At 73.4% G+C, this 16485-nt stretch carries 14 protein-coding genes and 1 pseudogene; 3 read left to right on the plus strand and 12 right to left on the minus strand.

Annotated elements, in window-relative coordinates; all coding sequences use genetic code 11:
- Positions 1-2239, minus strand: a 2239-nt coding sequence (dnaE, locus tag VGP36_06110) for a DNA polymerase III subunit alpha (GenBank protein ID HEV7654297.1), incomplete at its 3' end; no start/stop codon positions are given.
- Positions 2240-2386: 147 nt separating this feature from the next.
- Between dnaE and VGP36_06115 the strand changes: the two genes are divergently transcribed.
- Entirely contained in the window at positions 2387-3157 is a 771-nt protein-coding gene (locus VGP36_06115; protein HEV7654298.1) for a hypothetical protein, read from the plus strand.
- On the opposite strand, the gene VGP36_06120 is transcribed toward VGP36_06115, so the two are convergent.
- Positions 3154-3684, minus strand: coding sequence for an anthrone oxygenase family protein (locus VGP36_06120; GenBank protein ID HEV7654299.1), 531 nt, complete (start codon positions 3682-3684; stop codon positions 3154-3156). The genes VGP36_06115 and VGP36_06120 overlap by 4 nt on opposite strands.
- Positions 3685-3757: 73 nt before the next feature.
- Between VGP36_06120 and VGP36_06125 the strand changes: the two genes are divergently transcribed.
- Positions 3758-4687 (plus strand): AraC family transcriptional regulator, encoded by a 930-nt coding sequence (locus VGP36_06125; GenBank protein HEV7654300.1) that lies wholly within the window; start codon positions 3758-3760, stop codon positions 4685-4687.
- Here the strand turns inward: VGP36_06125 and VGP36_06130 are convergent.
- From VGP36_06130 to VGP36_06150, 5 genes are all read right to left on the minus strand, one after another.
- Positions 4632-5501 carry a type II CAAX endopeptidase family protein gene (locus VGP36_06130; protein HEV7654301.1) on the minus strand — a complete coding sequence of 290 codons (870 nt, stop codon included), beginning with the start codon at positions 5499-5501 and terminating at the stop codon, positions 4632-4634. The two genes, VGP36_06125 and VGP36_06130, sit on opposite strands and share 56 nt — an antisense overlap.
- 30 nt (positions 5502-5531) lie before the next feature.
- On the minus strand, positions 5532-6455 hold the full coding sequence (locus VGP36_06135; protein ID HEV7654302.1) for an RluA family pseudouridine synthase: 924 nt from the start codon (positions 6453-6455) through the stop codon (positions 5532-5534).
- Positions 6448-7482 carry a signal peptidase II gene (lspA, locus tag VGP36_06140; protein ID HEV7654303.1) on the minus strand — a complete coding sequence of 345 codons (1035 nt, stop codon included), beginning with the start codon at positions 7480-7482 and terminating at the stop codon, positions 6448-6450. The genes VGP36_06135 and lspA overlap by 8 nt, the downstream gene beginning before the upstream one ends.
- Positions 7483-7513: 31 nt before the next feature.
- A complete protein-coding gene (locus VGP36_06145) occupies positions 7514-8158 on the minus strand; it encodes a TraR/DksA C4-type zinc finger protein (protein ID HEV7654304.1) in 645 nt (214 codons plus the stop codon).
- Between the two features lie 228 nt (positions 8159-8386).
- On the minus strand, positions 8387-9877 hold the full coding sequence (locus VGP36_06150; GenBank protein HEV7654305.1) for a potassium/proton antiporter: 1491 nt from the start codon (positions 9875-9877) through the stop codon (positions 8387-8389).
- A gap of 355 nt (positions 9878-10232) precedes the next feature.
- Here VGP36_06150 and ileS point away from each other — a divergent pair, with 355 nt between their 5' ends.
- Positions 10233-13352 carry an isoleucine--tRNA ligase gene (gene ileS / locus VGP36_06155; GenBank protein HEV7654306.1) on the plus strand — a complete coding sequence of 1040 codons (3120 nt, stop codon included), beginning with the start codon at positions 10233-10235 and terminating at the stop codon, positions 13350-13352.
- 70 nt (positions 13353-13422) lie between these two features.
- Here the strand turns inward: ileS and VGP36_06160 are convergent, their stop codons facing one another.
- From VGP36_06160 to VGP36_06180, 5 genes and pseudogenes are all read right to left on the minus strand, one after another.
- On the minus strand, positions 13423-13701 hold the full coding sequence (locus VGP36_06160) for a hypothetical protein (protein ID HEV7654307.1): 279 nt from the start codon (positions 13699-13701) through the stop codon (positions 13423-13425).
- A 675-nt stretch (positions 13702-14376) separates the two neighbouring features.
- Positions 14377-15144 (minus strand): DivIVA domain-containing protein, encoded by a 768-nt coding sequence (locus VGP36_06165; protein ID HEV7654308.1) that lies wholly within the window; start codon positions 15142-15144, stop codon positions 14377-14379.
- A gap of 61 nt (positions 15145-15205) precedes the next feature.
- A complete protein-coding gene (locus tag VGP36_06170; GenBank protein HEV7654309.1) occupies positions 15206-15478 on the minus strand; it encodes a YggT family protein in 273 nt (90 codons plus the stop codon).
- Between the two features lie 30 nt (positions 15479-15508).
- A pseudogene (sepF, locus tag VGP36_06175) lies at positions 15509-15784 on the minus strand (cell division protein SepF).
- A 307-nt stretch (positions 15785-16091) separates the two neighbouring features.
- Positions 16092-16485: alanine racemase (locus tag VGP36_06180; GenBank protein HEV7654310.1), on the minus strand; the 394-nt coding region annotated here is incomplete at its 5' end.

Genomic DNA, 16485 nt, shown 5'->3' on the forward strand with positions numbered 1-16485 from the left:
ACAGCGTCTTGATCGCGCCGTCGGAGTAACCGTTCTCCTTCATGCCGGCGGAGAACGGGACGTATTCCTTGTCGAGGATCTCCTTCTTCTTCTTGCCCATCGCGCGCCGCAGCAGGTCGGCGGCGCCGAGCGAGTAGCCGGCGACCTTCTGCGCGATCGCCATGACCTGCTCCTGGTAGACGATCAGCCCGTAGGTCTCGCCGAGGATGTCCTCCAGCGACTCGGCCAGCTCGGGGTGGATCGGCACCACGGGCTTGCGGTTGTTCTTGCGGTCCGCGTACTCGTTGTGGGCGTTGGCGCCCATGGGGCCCGGGCGGTAGAGCGCGAGCACGGCGGAGATGTCCTCGAACGCCGTCGGGCGCATCGAGCGCAGCAGCGACCGCATCGGCCCGCCGTCGAGCTGGAACACCCCGAGCGTGTCGCCCCGGGCCAGCAGCTCGTACGCCGCCTTGTCGTCCAGCGGCAGCGTCTCCAGGACCACGTCCTCGCCGCGGTTGGACTTGATGTTGAGCAGGCAGTCGTCCAGCACGGTCAGGTTGCGCAGGCCGAGGAAGTCCATCTTCAGCAGCCCGAGCGACTCGCACGCGCCCATGTCGAACTGCGTGATGATCGCGCCGTCCAGCTCCCGGCGCTGGATCGGGATGACGTCCAGCAGCGGGTCCTTGGACAGGATCACGCCGGCCGCGTGCACGCCCCACTGGCGCTTGAGGCCCTCCAGCCCGCGGGCGGTGTCGACGACCTTCTTGACCTCGCCGTCGGACTCGTAGAGCGCGCGGAACTCGGTCGCTTCCTTGTAGCGCGGGTGGGCCGGGTCGAAGATCCCGTGCAGCGGGACGTCCTTGCCCATCACCGGCGGCGGCATGACCTTGGTGATCCGGTCGCCGGTGGAGAACGGGAAGCCCAGCACCCGGGAGGCGTCCTTGACCGCCTGCTTCGCCTTGATCGTGCCGTACGTGATGATCTGCGAGACGCGGTCCTCGCCGTACTTCTCGGTCGCGTAGCGGATCATGTCGCCGCGCCGGCGCTCGTCGAAGTCCAGGTCGATGTCGGGCATCGAGACGCGCTCGGGGTTGAGGAAGCGCTCGAACAGCAGCCGGTGCTCGACCGGGTCCAGCTCGGTGATGCCCATCGCGTACGCCACCAGGGAGCCGGCGGCCGAGCCGCGGCCCGGGCCGACCCGGATGCCGGCCTCGCGCGCGTGCCGGCAGAGGTCGCCGACGACGAGGAAGTAGCCGGGGAAGCCCATCTGGATGATGACGCCCAGCTCGTACTCGGCCTGCTTGCGGTGGGTCTCCGGGACCCCGGCCGGGAAGCGCCGGGCCAGCCCGCGCTCGACCTCGGAGGTCAGGAAGCTGGCCTCGGTCATCCCCTCCGGGACCTCGAAGCGCGGCATCAGGTCCTGGTGGCTGAGCACCTCGCCGTAGCCGGTGACCTGCTCGGCCACCAGCAGCGTGTTGTCGCAGGCCTCGGGCAGGTCCTTCCAGACCTGGCGCATCCCCTCCGGGGACTTGAGGAAGTAGTCCGAGCCGTCGAACTTGAACCGCTTCGGGTCGGCCATGGTCTTGCCGGACTGCACGCACAGCAGCACGCCGTGGGCCTCGGCGTCGGTCTCGAACGTGTAGTGCAGGTCGTGCGTGGCCAGCGGCTTGAGCCCGAGGTCGGCGGCCAGCTTGAGCTGGTCGTCGCGCAGCCGGCGCTCGATCTGGATGCCGTGGTCCATCAGCTCGAGGTAGAAGTTGTCCGGGCCGAAGATGTCCCGGAACTCGGCCGCCGACGCGCGGGCCTTCTCGTAGTTGCCGATGCGCATCCAGGTCGCGACCTCGCCACCGGGGCAGCCGGTGGTGCCGATGAGACCCTCGGAGTAGCGCGACAGGATCTCGCGGTCGATGCGCGGCTTGTAGAAGAAGCCCTCGGTCGAGGCCAGGCTGGCCAGCCGGAACAGGTTGCGGATGCCGGTCTCGTCCTTGGCCAGCAGCGTCATGTGCGTGTACGCACCGCCGCCGGACACGTCGTCCTCGCCGCCGTCGGCCCAGCGCACCCGGGTCCGGTCGAACCGGGACGTGCCGGGCGTGACGTAGGCCTCCATGCCGACGATCGGCTTGACCCCGGCGCCCTTCGCCTGCTTGACGAAGTCGTACGCCCCGAAGACGTTGCCGTGGTCGGTCATCGCCAGCGCCGGCATCCCCATCCGGGACGTCTCGGCGAACAGGTCCTTCAACCGGGCGGCGCCGTCCAGCATGGAGTATTCGGTGTGCACGTGCAGGTGCACGAAGGAGTCGCTGGAGGGCCGGGACACGGCGTGAGTTTAGGCCGTCGCACCGACAGAACCAGGGTCCGCCGGGAGACCCGCAGGACCGCCGGGCGTGTCGACCCCTAGGGTGTCCGAATGCCGCTACCGCAGGCAGTTCGGGCGCTGGTCACCGACCGTCTCACCTCTGTCGACGCGGCGCTGCCGGGCTTCGTGACCTTCCTCTGGGTGACCGGGTCGGCGGCCGGCGGGGACTGGCACCCGGGTCGCAGCGATGTCGACTTCGTGGCCGCCACGTCCCGGGTCCCGGAGCTGGCCGACCTCGAGGCGCTGGCGGCGCTGCACGCGAGCGGCGGCGAGACCCACTACGACGGCAGCTACGTGGCCGCGGCCGACCTGGCCGCGCCGCCGTCCGCGCAGGAGCCGGCCGCGCACGTGGTGGACGGGCAGTTCGGCACGGGCTCCTGCGGCTACTGCACGCCGGTGGCCTGGCTCGAGCTGCGCCAGGACGGGATCGCCGTCCGCGGCCCGGAGCCGGCGTCGCTGGTCCCGGCACCGGAGCCGGCCGCGCTGCGCGCGTGGCTGCTGGGCAACCTGCACGGCTACTGGTCGGGCGAGGCCGCACACGTCGAGCGGGTCGCCGCCGACCGTCCGGCGCACGCACCGATCTCCGGCGAACCCGTCGTCTGGCTGGTGCTGGGTGCCGCCCGCCTGCACGCGACGCTGGCCACCGGCCGGATCCTGTCCAAGACCGCGACCGGCGCGTACGTGGCCGGGCGCTTCCCCGCCTGGGCCGAGCTGGCCGGCCGCTGCGTGTCCTGGCGGGCCGGCGAGGAGGTCCCCTTCACGTTCGCCGACGGGTCGGCCGCGGCGGCCCTGATCCACGCCGTCGTGGCGGATGCGCACTAGCCGGCCAGCTTGCCGTGCAGGACCAGCGCCCAGGCCAGGCAGCCGAAGGCGGCGGTGCACAGCACGGTCCGGACGATGTTCCAGCGCACCCAGACCGCCTCGAACGCCTCCCGGGCCGCGTGCGGGTCGCTCAGCCCGGCCGCGTTCAGCTTGTCGTTGAGCGGCACGTTGACCGCGAACGTCACCACCAGCACGAGCAGGTAGAGCCCGGCCCCGGCCAGCACCCAGGGCAGCACCGAGCGCCGGTCCGCACCCAGGTGCAGCACCGCGGCCAGCACTGAGAACAGCAGCGCGCCGCCGAAGCAGATCCCGAACCAGCCGTTGAGGATGGCCACGTTGATCCGCTGCATCCCGTCGACGAACGCGAGGTCGCTGGCCTTCGCCAGCCCCGGCATGATCGCGTACGAGAAGGCCGCGAACAGGCCGGCCATCAGGCCCGCCGTGACCGTCGCCGCCAGCAGTGCGCCGCTCGCCCAGAACCCCATCGCCGTAGTCCCTTCCGGTGCCCGCATCATCGTCGTCGTCATGCGTTGATTCCAGCGGACCGGGGCGAGACGAACCATCGTTCACAGCCGCAGCCGCATGTGCGATCGTCTACGCGTGGATGCGCTCGCCGGGTTGCTGGACGGTCCCCGGGCGCAGGGCGCCTTCCTGCTGCGGGCCGTGTTCGCGCCGCCGTGGTCGATGCGGATCGAGGACGAGGCGCCGCTGGCGCTGTTCGCGGTGCTGTCCGGCGCGGCCTGGGTGCGGGCCGAGCACGACTGGGTCAGGCTCGGGCCGGGCGACACGGCGGTCGCCCGCGGGCCGGAGCCGTACACGGTCGCGGACGACCCGGCGACGCCGCCGCAGGTCCGGATCCGGCCCGGCCAGATCTGCGTGACCCCGGACGGCGCGCCGAACCCCGAGTGGTTCGGCACCCGCACCTGGGGCAACGACGCCGCGGGCTCGACCACGCTGCTGGTCGGGACGTACGAGGGGGACGGCGAGGTCGGCCGCCGGCTGCTGCGGGCACTGCCCCGGCTGCTGGTGCTGCCCGCGGCCGGCCTCGACTCGCCGCTGCTGCCGCTGCTGGCCACCGAGATCGGCAAGGACGAGCCGGGTCAGGAGGCGGTCCTGGACCGGCTGCTGGACCTGCTGCTCATCGCGGTGCTGCGGGCCTGGTTCGCCCGGCCGGACGCGCAGGCCCCGGGCTGGTACCGGGCCAACGCCGACCCGGTGGTCGGCCCGGCGCTGCGGCTGCTGCACCACGAGCCGGCCCGGCCCTGGACGGTGGCCGCGCTGGCCGCCGCGACCGGCGTGTCCCGGGCCGCGCTGGCCCGCCGGTTCACCGAGCTGGTCGGCGAGCCGCCGATGTCGTTCCTGGCCGGCTGGCGGCTGACGCTGGCCGCCGACCTGCTGCGGGACCCGGACGCGACGCTCGGGGCGGTGGCCCGGCAGGTCGGCTACTCCAGCCCGTTCGCGCTGAGCACCGCGTTCAAGCGGGTCCGCGGGGTGAGTCCGCGCGAGCACCGGGCGGCCGTCGCGGGCTGAACGTCGGCGCCACCCCCGGCGTCGGCCCCGGAGCCCGGCCGGCGGTCCGGCCCTCGGCGCGGCCCGCGGCCCGGCCCTCGGCGCGGCCGGCGGCCCGGTGCCGGGGCGTGCGGACCGCGAGCAGCAGCAGCCGCAGGTCGATCAGCACGTGGTAGAGCACCGGCAGCAACAGGCTGCCCGAGCCCAGGAACAGGATCGCGAAGCCGGCCCCGAGCACGCCGGCGGTCAGCATCCCGGTCACCCCCTGGTACGTGTGCGCGACCGCGAACGCCAGCGCGCTGACCAGCACCAGCCGCCACGGACCGAGCTCGGGCGCGAACGCGGCCACGACCGCGAGCAGGAAGCCCCGGTAGAGCAGCTCCTCGCAGATCCCGGCGGTGAGCGCGAGCTGGGCGAAGGACCGGCGCTCCTTGGCCGTGCGCGGCAGCAACGCGGTCACCTCGGCCGGCGCGACCACGCCCGCGCCCTGGTCGACCCGCCGCCGCAGCAGCATCAGCAGCCCCAGGCTGACGACGAATCCGACCGCCCCCACCAGCGTGTACGCCGACCCGCGCGGCCACCGCAGCCCGAGGTCACCGAGGTCGAGCCCGGGCCCGGCCAGCGCCAGCAGCACCGCGGCCGCGGTCAGCGACCACTCCAGGATCATCGTCCGGCGGTAGCGGCGCCGGCGCGCGTCCCGGTCGCCGGCCCGGTGCTGCCGGCGGGCGCTCCACCAGCCCACCGCCGGCTGACCCAGCACCAGGTACGCGGCCAGCAGCACCGCCAGCACCCGGACACCCCCGGCCAGGGTGGCGCCCTCAGCGACCGCCCTCATGGCACCCCCGTGGCCCCACGGCTGCCCGGGCTACTCGGAGACGAGCGCGAGCGCCCGCGCCAGGTCGTCCGGGTACGGGCTGGAGAACTCGACCCACTCCCCCGTGCCCGGGTGGGTGAAGCCGAGCCGGGCCGCGTGCAGCCACTGCCGGGTCAGCTGCAGCCGCTTGGCCAGGGTCGGGTCGGCGCCGTAGGTGAGGTCGCCGACCAGCGGGTGCCGTACGGCGGCCAGGTGCACCCGGATCTGGTGCGTCCGCCCGGTCTCCAGCTTGATGTCGAGCAGGGTCGCCGCCCGGAACGCCTCGATCGTGTCGTAGTGGGTGACGCTCGGCCGGCCGTCGGCGACCACGGCGAACTTCCAGTCGCTGCCGGGGTGCCGGTCGATCGGCGCGTCGATGGTGCCGCGGGTCGGGTCGGGGTGGCCCTGGACCAGCGCCGCGTACCGCTTGTCCACGGTCCGCTGCTTGAACGCGTCCTTGAGCGCCGTGTACGCGCGCTCGCTCTTGGCCAGCACCATCAGCCCGGTGGTACCCACGTCGAGGCGGTGCACCACGCCCTGCCGCTCGGCCGGGCCCGAGGTCGAGAGCAGGTGGCCCATCGCGGCCACGCCCTGCACCACGGTCGGGCCGTCCCAGCCCGGGCTCGGGTGCGCGGCCACGCCGACGGGCTTGTCGACCACGACGATGTCGTCGTCCTCGTAGACGACGGTGAGCCCGGGGACCGACACGGGCGCGGCCGACGGCGGCGCCGGCGGGGTCGGCATCTCGACCTCGAGCCAGGACCCGGCCACGACGTGGTCGGACCGGCCGCGCGGGGCGCCGTCGACGGTCACGCCGCCGGCGTCGACCAGCGACGCCGCGGTCGTCCGCGAGAACCCGAACATCCGGGCCAGCGCGGTGTCCAGCCGCAACCCGTCCAACCCTTCCGGCACCGGAACAGTACGTCGCTCAGCCACCGAGGGGCCCTTCTCCGGCCGGCCGCCAGCCGGTCGCCGGGTCGGTCCCGGCCGCGGCGCCGCCGGGGCGCCCGGCCGGCCGCCGGTCCGGCGCGGGGCCGCCCGGCCGCGGGGCGGTGGCCCGCGCCGGTCCGCCGGCCGGCTCAGTGCCGGGCCGTCCCGATCCGTCCGTCCAGTCCGGGCCGGGCGGCCTGGCTGCGGGGGGCGGGCGGTGCGCCGGTCCGGCCACGCCGCCGGCGGACGGGACGTACCCGGCGGTCGGCCCGGGGCGGGAAGGCGAGATCGGCCCGGGTCCGGCCTGGGAGGTCGGACCGGCCGGGCCGGGATAGGGCGTCGGACCGGCCGGGGCCGGCCCGGCCGCGCCGGGGCCACCGGGCGGCGGCTGCGGGCCGGAACCGGGACCGGCGGTCGCGGGCCGGGGGCCGGGACCGGCGGGACCCGGGGCCGGCGGGGTGGGTTCGGGAGTGTCCTTCTCGCCGCGGGTGCCGTCCATCTCGTGGCCGAGGACGGCCAGCAGGACGGCCAGGATTCCGCCGCAGACGATGCCGGAGTCGGCCAGGTTGAAGATCGGGAAGAGCATCTTCCCCTCCGGCGTCCGCAGGCTGATCCAGTCCACGACCTGCCCGCGCAGCGGCGCCGGCGACCGGAACAGCCGGTCGACCAGGTTGCCGGCCGCGCCGCCGAGGACCAGCCCGAGGCTGATCGCCCAGGCGGTCGAGCGCAGCTTGGCCGCGGTCCGCACGATCACCACGATCACGATCGCGGCCACCGCGGTGAACAGGACGGTCGCGCCCTCGGCGAAGGAGAACGCGGCGCCCGGGTTGCGCGCCTCGGTCAGCCAGAGGTAGCCGGTCGGCAGCTTGACCGGCGGCCGGTTCATCAGCTTCGCGACGACCAGCACCTTCGACACGACGTCGAGGGCCAGCACCGTGCCCGCGGCGACCGCGAGCACGGCGGTCCGCCGGGGCCGCTCGGGAGCGGAGGGCGGGCCGGCCGAACCGGGCCGGGGACGGTGGGAGGCGCTCACGTCCCCATCGTCCCAGGCCCGGACCCGGTCGTCAGCGGCGCTCCTCCCGCTGCTTGCACTTCACGCACAGCGTCGCGCTGGGGAAGGCCTGCAGCCGGGGCTTCGGGATCGGCTGGACGCAGCTCTCGCACCGCCCGTACGTCCCCTGGTCCAGCCGCTCCATCGCCCGCTCCATCTGCACCAGCAGGTTCTGGCGGTTGTTGGCGATCGACAGCTCCTGCTCGCGCTCGAAGGTCTTCGAGCCGGCGTCGGCCTGGTCGTCACCCGCGCCGTCACCGGAGGTCTGCTGGAGCGAGGTGAGCTCGGCCATCGCCCGGTCGTAGTCGGCCTTGCGGGTCGCGATCTCGCGGACCAGGTCACCGCGGATCTCGGCCAGCTCCTCGACCGTCCAGTCGGTGCCCGCGGGCACCACGGTGCGGTCGGCGACCGCGGTGTGCGCCGGCGCGCGACCGCGGGCGCTGGTCGTGGTCGACCTGCCGGTGGTCCGGGTGGAACGTCCCGTGGCGGCCTTGGCGCCCGCCCCCGTTCCCCGGGCACGGCGTGCCGGTGTCGTGTCCGGCTGGGTCCCCGACTTCGGGGTCGCCGTCGTGCTCGTCTCGGAAATCGGGCTGCGGGTGGCCTCGGCCACCTTCGCAGTCGTCGCGTTCTTCGCCACGGTCGTCCGCACCGCCTTCATGCCTCGTGCCAGTCAGCCCTGCGGTCTAGCGACCGTGGGCCTCGGTCATGGAGCGCTCCCCCTTCTCGTACAAAGCACTCGCGATCTTGGAGATCGCGAGGCGCGCCAAAGGATACGTTCGGTAGGACTCCCCGACAACAGCTATCGACGGAGAGTGACGACTTCGGCTTCAGAAGGGCCTTTACGGCCGGATTTGACCGGAAACGACGGCACGCAACGCCACACTCACTATCTGTGACCAGCCGGTGGGCCGCCGCTCTCCCCCAGCCAGCCCGCCAGCCGGCCGGCCCGGCCGACCGCGCGCAGCCGCCGCTCGGTCGCGACCCGGGCCGGCGAGGTGGTCACCACGAGCAACTGGTCGCCCCGGCGCAGCCGGGTGTCCGGTCCCGGCACCATCGCCTCGTCGCCGCGCACCAGCAGCGACAGCGAGGCGCCGATCGGCAGCCGCAGCTCCCGGACCAGCACGCCGTGCATCTTCGAGGTCGGCGGGATCCGGATCTGCAGCAGGTCGGCGTGCAGGTCCTCCAGCGGGGCCGCGTCGACCTCCAGGTCGATCGGCTCCGAGCCCGAGGTCAGCTTGAGCAGCTTGGCCAGCCGGGCCAGCGTGGTGCCCTGGACCAGCGTGAACACCAGCACCAGCACGAACACGATGTCGAAGAACGAGCGCGCGTCCGGCACCCCGGCGGTGAGCGGGATCGTGGCCAGCACGATCGGCACCGCGCCGCGCAGCCCGGCCCAGGACACGAACACCTGCTCGGCCCACCGGACCCGGAACCAGACCGCGGAGGCCAGCACCGACAGCGGCCGGGCCACCAGCAGCAGCGCCACCCCGATGCCGAGCGCGGGCAGCAGCGCGTGCCCGAGCCGGGCCGGGCTGACCAGCAGGCCGAGCAGCACGAACAGCCCGATCTGGGCCAGCCAGGCCAGCCCCTCGACGAAGCCGAGGGTGGCGTGCCGGTGCGGCAGCCGGACGTTGCCCAGCACCAGCCCGGTCAGGTACGCGGCCAGGAAGCCGGACGCGTGGGCCACGGTCGCCACCGCGTACGACCCGACGGCGACGGCGAGCACGGACAGCGGGTAGAGCCCGGCGGCGGGCAGGGCGCCGCGGCGCAGCAGCCAGGCCGCCCCCGCCGCGACCGCGATCCCGATCACGCTGCCGGCCACCAGCTCGTACGCGACCAGCCCGACGATCTCCAGCGGGGACCCGACCGCGTCGCTGGACAGCAGCGTGACCAGGATGACCACCGGCGCGTCGTTGATCCCGGATTCCATCTCCAGGGTCGCGGTCAGCCGGGCCGGCAGCCCCAGCGCCCGCAGGGTGGAGAAGACCGCGGCCGCGTCGGTGGAGGACACGATCGCGCCGAGCAGCAGCCCGGAGCGCCAGCCGGTGTCCAGCAGCAGCACCGACGCGGTCGCGGTGACCGCGATGCTGACCGCGACGCCGAGCGTGGACAGCACCACCGCCAGCGGCACGGCCGGGCGGACCGCGCTCCACCGGGTGGTCAGGCCACCCTCGGTGAGGATCACCACCAGCGCGGCCAGGCCGAGGGTCTGGGCCAGCGCGGCGTCGTCGAAGCGCAACCCGAGACCGGCCTCGCCGACCGCGACCCCGATGCCGAGGTAGAGCAGCAGGCTGGGCAGCCCGAGCCGGCTGGACACCCGGACCGCGACGACGCCGACCAGCACGATGGCGGCGCCGGCGAGCGCGACGATCTCCAGCGGAACCCCGCCGACCTCCGCGCCCGCTGCCGCCAGTGCCCTCACCTGTCCATGATCCCAGGTAATGCGGTTCGATTGCGCTGGCGCGGGCGGCTACGCTGGTCTGCGACAAGGCGTTGATGGGGACGAGTAGTGCCGGACGCAGCCAGCAGCGACCCGGGGGCGGTGGGAGCCCGGGGGCCTGGCCGGCGCGAAGATCACCCCGGAGCCCCGGAAGAAACGCGCTCCGGCGCGGAGTAGACCCGGCGAACGGCACGGCCAGAGCGGGGTGTCCGAAATGGACACCCAAGGAGGGTGGTACCGCGGGCCGCGAGGCTCGTCCCTCCATCGACACCTCGATGGAGGAAGGAAGACAGTGCCCCTCACGCCGCTGCCGGCCCACGTGGACCTGCCGAAGCTCGAGCACGAGGTGCTGGAGAAGTGGCGGGACCAGAAGGTCTTCGAGCGCAGCCTGCAGCAGAGCGCCGGCCACCCGACGTGGATGTTCTACGAGGGCCCGCCGACCGCGAACGGCAAGCCCGGCGTGCACCACGTCGAGGCCCGCGTGTTCAAGGACGTCTTCCCGCGGTTCAAGACCATGAAGGGCTACCGCGTCCCGCGCCAGGCCGGCTGGGACTGCCACGGCCTGCCGGTCGAGATCGCGGTGGAGAAGGAGCTCGGTTTCAGCGGCAAGCCCGACATCGAGCGGTACGGGATCGCCGAGTTCAACGCCCGCTGCCGCGAGTCGGTGCTGCGGCACGTGAACGAGTTCGAGGTGATGACCGACCGGATGGGCTACTGGGTCGACACCGAGAACGCGTACTGGACGATGGACGCGACCTACGTCGAGTCGGTCTGGTGGTCGCTCAAGCAGGTCTGGGACAAGGGCCTGCTGGTCGAGGACCACCGGGTCACGCCGTACTGCCCGCGCTGCGGCACGGGGCTGTCCGACCACGAGGTCGCGCAGGGCTACGAGACCGTCGTCGACCCCTCGGTGTACGTGCGGTTCCCGGTGACCTCCGGCCCGGCGGCGAAGTACGACGCGGACCTCCTGGTCTGGACGACGACCCCGTGGACCCTGGTGTCCAACACCGCCGTCGCGGTCAACCCTTCCGTCGAGTACGTGGTCGCGCGCAGTCCACAAGGGACGTTCGTGGTCGCCGAGCCGCTGCTGACCGCGGTGCTGGGCGAGGACCGGGTCGAGGTGCTGGACCGCATCCCGGGCCGGGAGCTGGAGCACTCGGCGTACCGGCGGCCGTTCGACCTGGTCGAGATCCCCGGCGCGCACTACGTGATCCTGGCCGACTACGTGACCACCGAGGACGGCACCGGGCTGGTGCACCAGTCCCCCGCGTTCGGCGCGGAGGACCTCGCCGCCACCCGCGCGTACGGGCTGCCGGTGGTCAACCCGGTCGAGCCGGACGGGCACTTCCAGGCCGGCATCCCCCTGGTGGGCGGGCTGTTCTTCAAGGACGCCGACGCGCCGCTGGTCGCCGACCTGCACGAGCGCGGGCTGATGTTCCGCGAGCTGCCGTACGAGCACGCGTACCCGCACTGCTGGCGCTGCCACACCGCGCTGCTCTACTACGCGCTCCCGTCCTGGTACGTCCGGACGACCGCGGTCAAGGACCAGCTGCTGGCCGAGAACGAGAAGACCGACTGGCACCCGGAGAACGTGAAGCACGGCCGGTACGGCGACTGGCTGGACAACAACGTCGACTGGGCGCTGTCCCGGGACCGCTACTGGGGCACCCCACTGCCGGTCTGGCGCTGTCCGGACAAGCACGACACCTGCGTGGGATCCCTGGCCGAGCTGGGTTCCCTGGCCGGCCGGGATGTGTCCACAGTGGACCCGCACCGGCCGTACGTGGACGACGTGACGCTGCCCTGCCCCACCTGCGGGCAGGAGTCCCGCCGGGTGCCGCAGGTCATCGACGCCTGGTACGACTCGGGCTCGATGCCGTTCGCGCAGTGGGGCGCGCCGCACCGCAACAACGCCGAGTTCGAGGCGACCTACCCGGCCCAGTACATCTGCGAGGCGATCGACCAGACCCGGGGCTGGTTCTACTCGCTGATGGCGGTCGGCACCATCGTGTTCGGACGGTCCTCGTACGAGACCGTGCTCTGCCTCGGGCACATCCTCGCCGACGACGGCCGCAAGATGAGCAAGCACCTGGGCAACATCCTGGAGCCGGTGCCGCTGATGGACCGGCACGGGGCGGACGCGCTGCGCTGGTTCATGCTCTGCAGCGGCTCGCCGTGGTCGGCCCGCCGGGTCGGGCACTCGGCGCTGGAGGAGATCGTCCGCAAGGTCCTGCTGACGTACTGGAACACCGCCTCCTTCCTCACCCTGTACGCCGGCGACTGGGTCCCTGGTGCGCCGGTCGCCGAGGTCGCCGGCCGCCCGCTGCTGGACCGCTGGGCGCTGTCCGAGCTGCACCGGACCGTGGCCGAGGTGGACGCGGCGATGGAGGACTTCGACACGGCGCGGGCGGGCAAGCGGCTGGCGGCGTTCGTCGACGACCTCTCCAACTGGTACGTCCGGCGGTCCCGGCGGCGGTTCTGGGAGGGCGACCCGGCCGCGCTGGCGACCCTGCACGAGTGCCTGGAGGTGCTGACCCGGCTGCTGGCGCCGTTCACGCCGTTCGTCACCGAGGTCGTGCACGGCGCGCTGGTGACCTCTGTCTGGCCGGACCTGCCCGACTCCGTGCACCTGCGGGACTGGCCCCGGATCGGCGCCGACGGCGGCCTGTACGACCCGGTTCTGGCCGACCAGGTCGCGCTGGTGCGGCGGCTGGTCGAGCTCGGCCGGTCGGCCCGGACCACCTCGAAGGTGCGGACCCGGCAGCCGCTGGGCCGCGCGCTGGTCGGCGCCGCGGGCTGGGCCGCACTGCCGGCGGAGCTGCGGGCGCAGGTCGCCGACGAGCTCAACGTGCTCTCGGTCGAGTCGCTCGGCGGCGCCGGCGGCGAGCTGGTCGACGTGAGCGTGAAGCCGAACTTCCGCTCGCTCGGCAAGCGGTTCGGTGGCGGGACCAAGGCGGTCGCGGCCGCGGTCGCGGCGGCGGACCCGGCGGAGCTGGCGGCCGCGATCCGGGCCGGCGGGCCGGCCTCGGTCACCGTCGACGGCGCCCCGGTGGCGCTGGAGGCCGACGACCTGATCGTCACCGAGACGCCCCGGACCGGCTGGGCGGTGGCGGCCGACGGCAGCGAGACCGTCGCGCTCGACCTCACCGTGACGCCGGAGCTGCGCCGGGCCGGGGTCGCCCGCGAGGTGGTCCGGCTGGTCCAGGACGCGCGCAAGGCCAGCGGGCTGGAGGTGACCGACCGGATCGCGCTGACCTGGTCGGCGACCGACCCCGAGGTCGCCGCGGCGGTCCGGGAGCACTCCGCGTCGGTGGCCGGCGAGGTGCTCGCGGTCTCCTTCGCCGAGGGCGCGGTCACCGGCGGCCGGCGCGACGACGAGCTGGGGCTGGAGTTCGCGCTGTCGAAGGCGTGAGGAGTTGCACCGGTCGGCGTAGTGGCAGTTGCGCCCTATGCCGGCCGGTGCGGTCCGGGGCTACGGAAAGTCAAAGTTGGTCGCGGTCGTCGCTGGCCCGTTCGGCGGCGCGGGCCCGGAACCGGGCCAGCAGCCTGGCGTCCGGGCCGCAGACCGCGCACGGGGTGAACCCGCCGCGGCGGGCCACCGAGACGGCCAGCGCGGTCGTCCGGGCGCCGTCCAGGGTCGGGCAGTCGGCCAGGTGGTAGCGCGGGTGGCCGTCGACCACGACGACCTCGTCGGGCAGCTGCGCGACCCGCAGCGCGTCCCGTACGGCGACCCGCTCGATCCCCGGCTCCCCGTCGTCCACGTCCTGCAGGACGGGCTCGGACGCAGCATCCGGGGTGGGCTCGGCGAGCAACGGTCCGGCCGGCGTGGAGCCGGCGGACGGCGGTGCGGGCGGTCCGGCCGGCGCGGAGCCGGCGGATGGCTGTCCGGAGTCGGTGGCCGACGGTCCGGCGGGCGAGTCCGCGGGCGACTCCGCCGGCGCGGAGCCGGCGGGAGGCGACACGGCGGGCACCGGGCCCGTCCACCCGGGGCGGGATCCGGGATCGGGCGCCCCCGGCGGGGTGGTCGCCCACGGCCACGTCTGCGCCGGAGCGGCCGGCCCGGCCCACGGTCCCGGCGGAGACACGGGACCCGAGGCGGGCTCGGGAGGTCGGGACGGCGTCGGGGAAGGTGCCGGGGCGGGCCCGGCCGACGCTGAACCGACCGCGACGCTGCGGCCCTGTGCTGGACCGGCGTCGTGAACCGTCCCCGGCACGAGCTGCCGACGGCGGCGTACGACCGAACCGGCCACCAGCGCGACCGCGCCGAGACCGGTCACCAGCGACACCCACACGAGCTCGTCACTGGTGTCGAACACCCCGAACCCGAGCGTCGTCGCGGAGGCGACGACGAGCACGAGGCTGAGCAGGATCACGGGCGATCCCCGGGGCGGGTCCCGGGGCTCGGCTCGGACCGGACGAACGCGTCAGGCCGGGCGTCAGTTTTCGCCGCGGCCGTCGCTCTCGCCCCGCCCACTGTAGGCACCGGCGTAGCCCGCGCCCGCGCCCGATGCGACCGCGGCCGGCTCGGCCGAACCACGACCGTCGAGGTCACGCAGCTGCGACTCGAGGTAGGACTTGAGCCGCGTGCGGTACTCGCGCTCGAACGTGCGCAGCTGCTCGATGCTCTTCTCGAGCGTGCCCTTGCGCTGCTCCAGCCCGCCGATGATCTCGTTGTGCTTGCGCTCGGCGTCCTGCACCAGCGACGTCGCCTTGCCCCGGGCCTCACGCTCGACCGACGCGGCCTGCGTGCGGGCCTCGCCCACCATCGTGTCGGCCTTGCTGCGGGCCTCGCCGATCATGCGGTCGGCGGTGGAGCGGGCGTCACCCATCATCCGGTCCGCCTCGGACTTGGCGTCGGAGACGTACTTCTCGGCCGTCTCCTGCGCCATCGCCAGCACCTTGACGACCTGGCTGTTCTCGTCGATGCGCGGCGCCTGCTGCGGCGGGGGCGGGGTCATCGCCATGGGCTCGGGAGCCGGCGGCGGCTGCTGACGCAGCTGCTGCGGTCCACCCTGCTGGATGGGGCCGGAGCGGGCCATGTCGTCGACCTGCTGCTTGAGGTCGTTGTTCTCCTCGATGAGCCGGGCCAGCTCGGCCTCGATGAGATCGAGGAACGCGTCCACCTCGTCTTCGTCGTAACCGCGCTTCCCTATTGGCGGTTTCTTGAACGCGACGTTGTGCACGTCCGCTGGGGTCAGGGGCATCGGATCACCTCGGGTCGACGGGACACAGGTCAGACTACGGCCTCGGCCAGACGCTACCTGCTCAGGCTGCGGCTGATTGCACGACCTGCATCAGCACGTACACCACGAACAGCAACACCATGAAGCCCAGGTCGATGCTGAAGTTTCCCAGACGCAGCGGCGGGATGACGCGTCGAAGGGCCTTGAGTGGCGGATCGGTGACCGAGTAGACAACCTCCAGCCCAACCGCCGCTACGCCGGATGGCCGCCATGACCGGGCGAACATCATGACGTAATCGAACACCAACCTGGCGATGAGCAGGATGAAGAAGACGAGGAGGACGAACGACGCCACCTCAAGGACTGCAGCCACCGATCTCCTGTGTCAGCTCTGGTTGAAGAACCCGCCCTCGGCGATGCGGGCCTTGTCTTCCGCGGTGACGTGGACGTTCTGCGGAGAGAGCAGGAACACCTTGTTCGTCACCCGCTCGATGCTACCGCGGAGGCCGAAGATCAATCCGGCGGCGAAGTCAACCAGACGCTTGGCGTCCGTGTCATCCAGATCGGTGAGGTTCATGATGACCGGTACGCCCTCGCGGAAATGCTCCCCGATCGTCCGGGCCTCGTTGTACGTCCGCGGGTGCAGCGTGGTGATGCGGTGGCCGGACGGCTCCTCGACCAGATCCCGGTAGGGAGCGGGCTCGCGGTAGCCGTCGTGCTGCGCGGGCACGACGCTGCGCGGCTCGGCGTCCTCCCAGCCGCGGCCGGCGGCGACCCGGCGTACCGGGACGACTTCGGCTTCGGCATACTCGTCGTAGTCCTCGTAGTCGGCCGGGTCGCGCCGGTCCTCGTCCTCGACGAGGCCGAGGTAGACCCCCATCTTGCGCATGGCGCCAGCCACCAGGCCCCTCCTCCTTCGCCGGAACTCACCGCGGACCGGGCAATACCGACCTGCCCGCGCGCCGACATTACCGCCGAAGGGGCGGCCGACCGCCGAGCAACGCCGTACCGATCCGAAGGTGTGTCGCGCCGTTCCGGACCGCTGCCTCCAGGTCGGCGCTCATCCCGGCCGAGATCGCCGTAGCCTCCGGGTACGCGGACCGCAGTGCCTGCGCCACCTCCTGCAGCGTGGCGAACGCGGCGTCCGGGTCGGCGTCCATCGGCGCGACGGCCATCACGCCGGCGGGCCGGAGCAGTCCGGTGTCGGCTGCGCTTGCGGCCAGTGCGACGACGTCGCCGGCGAGCGCCCCGCCCCGGTCCGGGTCGCCGTCGATGCTGACCTGGACGAGCACGTCGAGCGGGTCGCGCCCCGCCCGGCGCACCCCGTTGGCCAGCGCCGGGACCAGCTCCGCGCGGTCGAGC

The organism is Mycobacteriales bacterium, assembly GCA_035995165.1.
Classification (GTDB): Bacteria; Actinomycetota; Actinomycetes; order Mycobacteriales; family CADCTP01; genus CADCTP01.

Coding starts and splice junctions, on each gene's coding strand:
- VGP36_06115 (HEV7654298.1), top strand. CDS start 2,387: ATGCCGCTACCGCAGGCAGTTCGGGCGCTGGTCACCGACCGTCTCACC.
- VGP36_06130 (HEV7654301.1), bottom strand. CDS start 5,501: ATGAGGGCGGTCGCTGAGGGCGCCACCCTGGCCGGGGGTGTCCGGGTG.
- VGP36_06145 (HEV7654304.1), bottom strand. CDS start 8,158: ATGAAGGCGGTGCGGACGACCGTGGCGAAGAACGCGACGACTGCGAAG.
- VGP36_06120 (HEV7654299.1), bottom strand. CDS start 3,684: ATGACGACGACGATGATGCGGGCACCGGAAGGGACTACGGCGATGGGG.
- VGP36_06165 (HEV7654308.1), bottom strand. CDS start 15,144: ATGCCCCTGACCCCAGCGGACGTGCACAACGTCGCGTTCAAGAAACCG.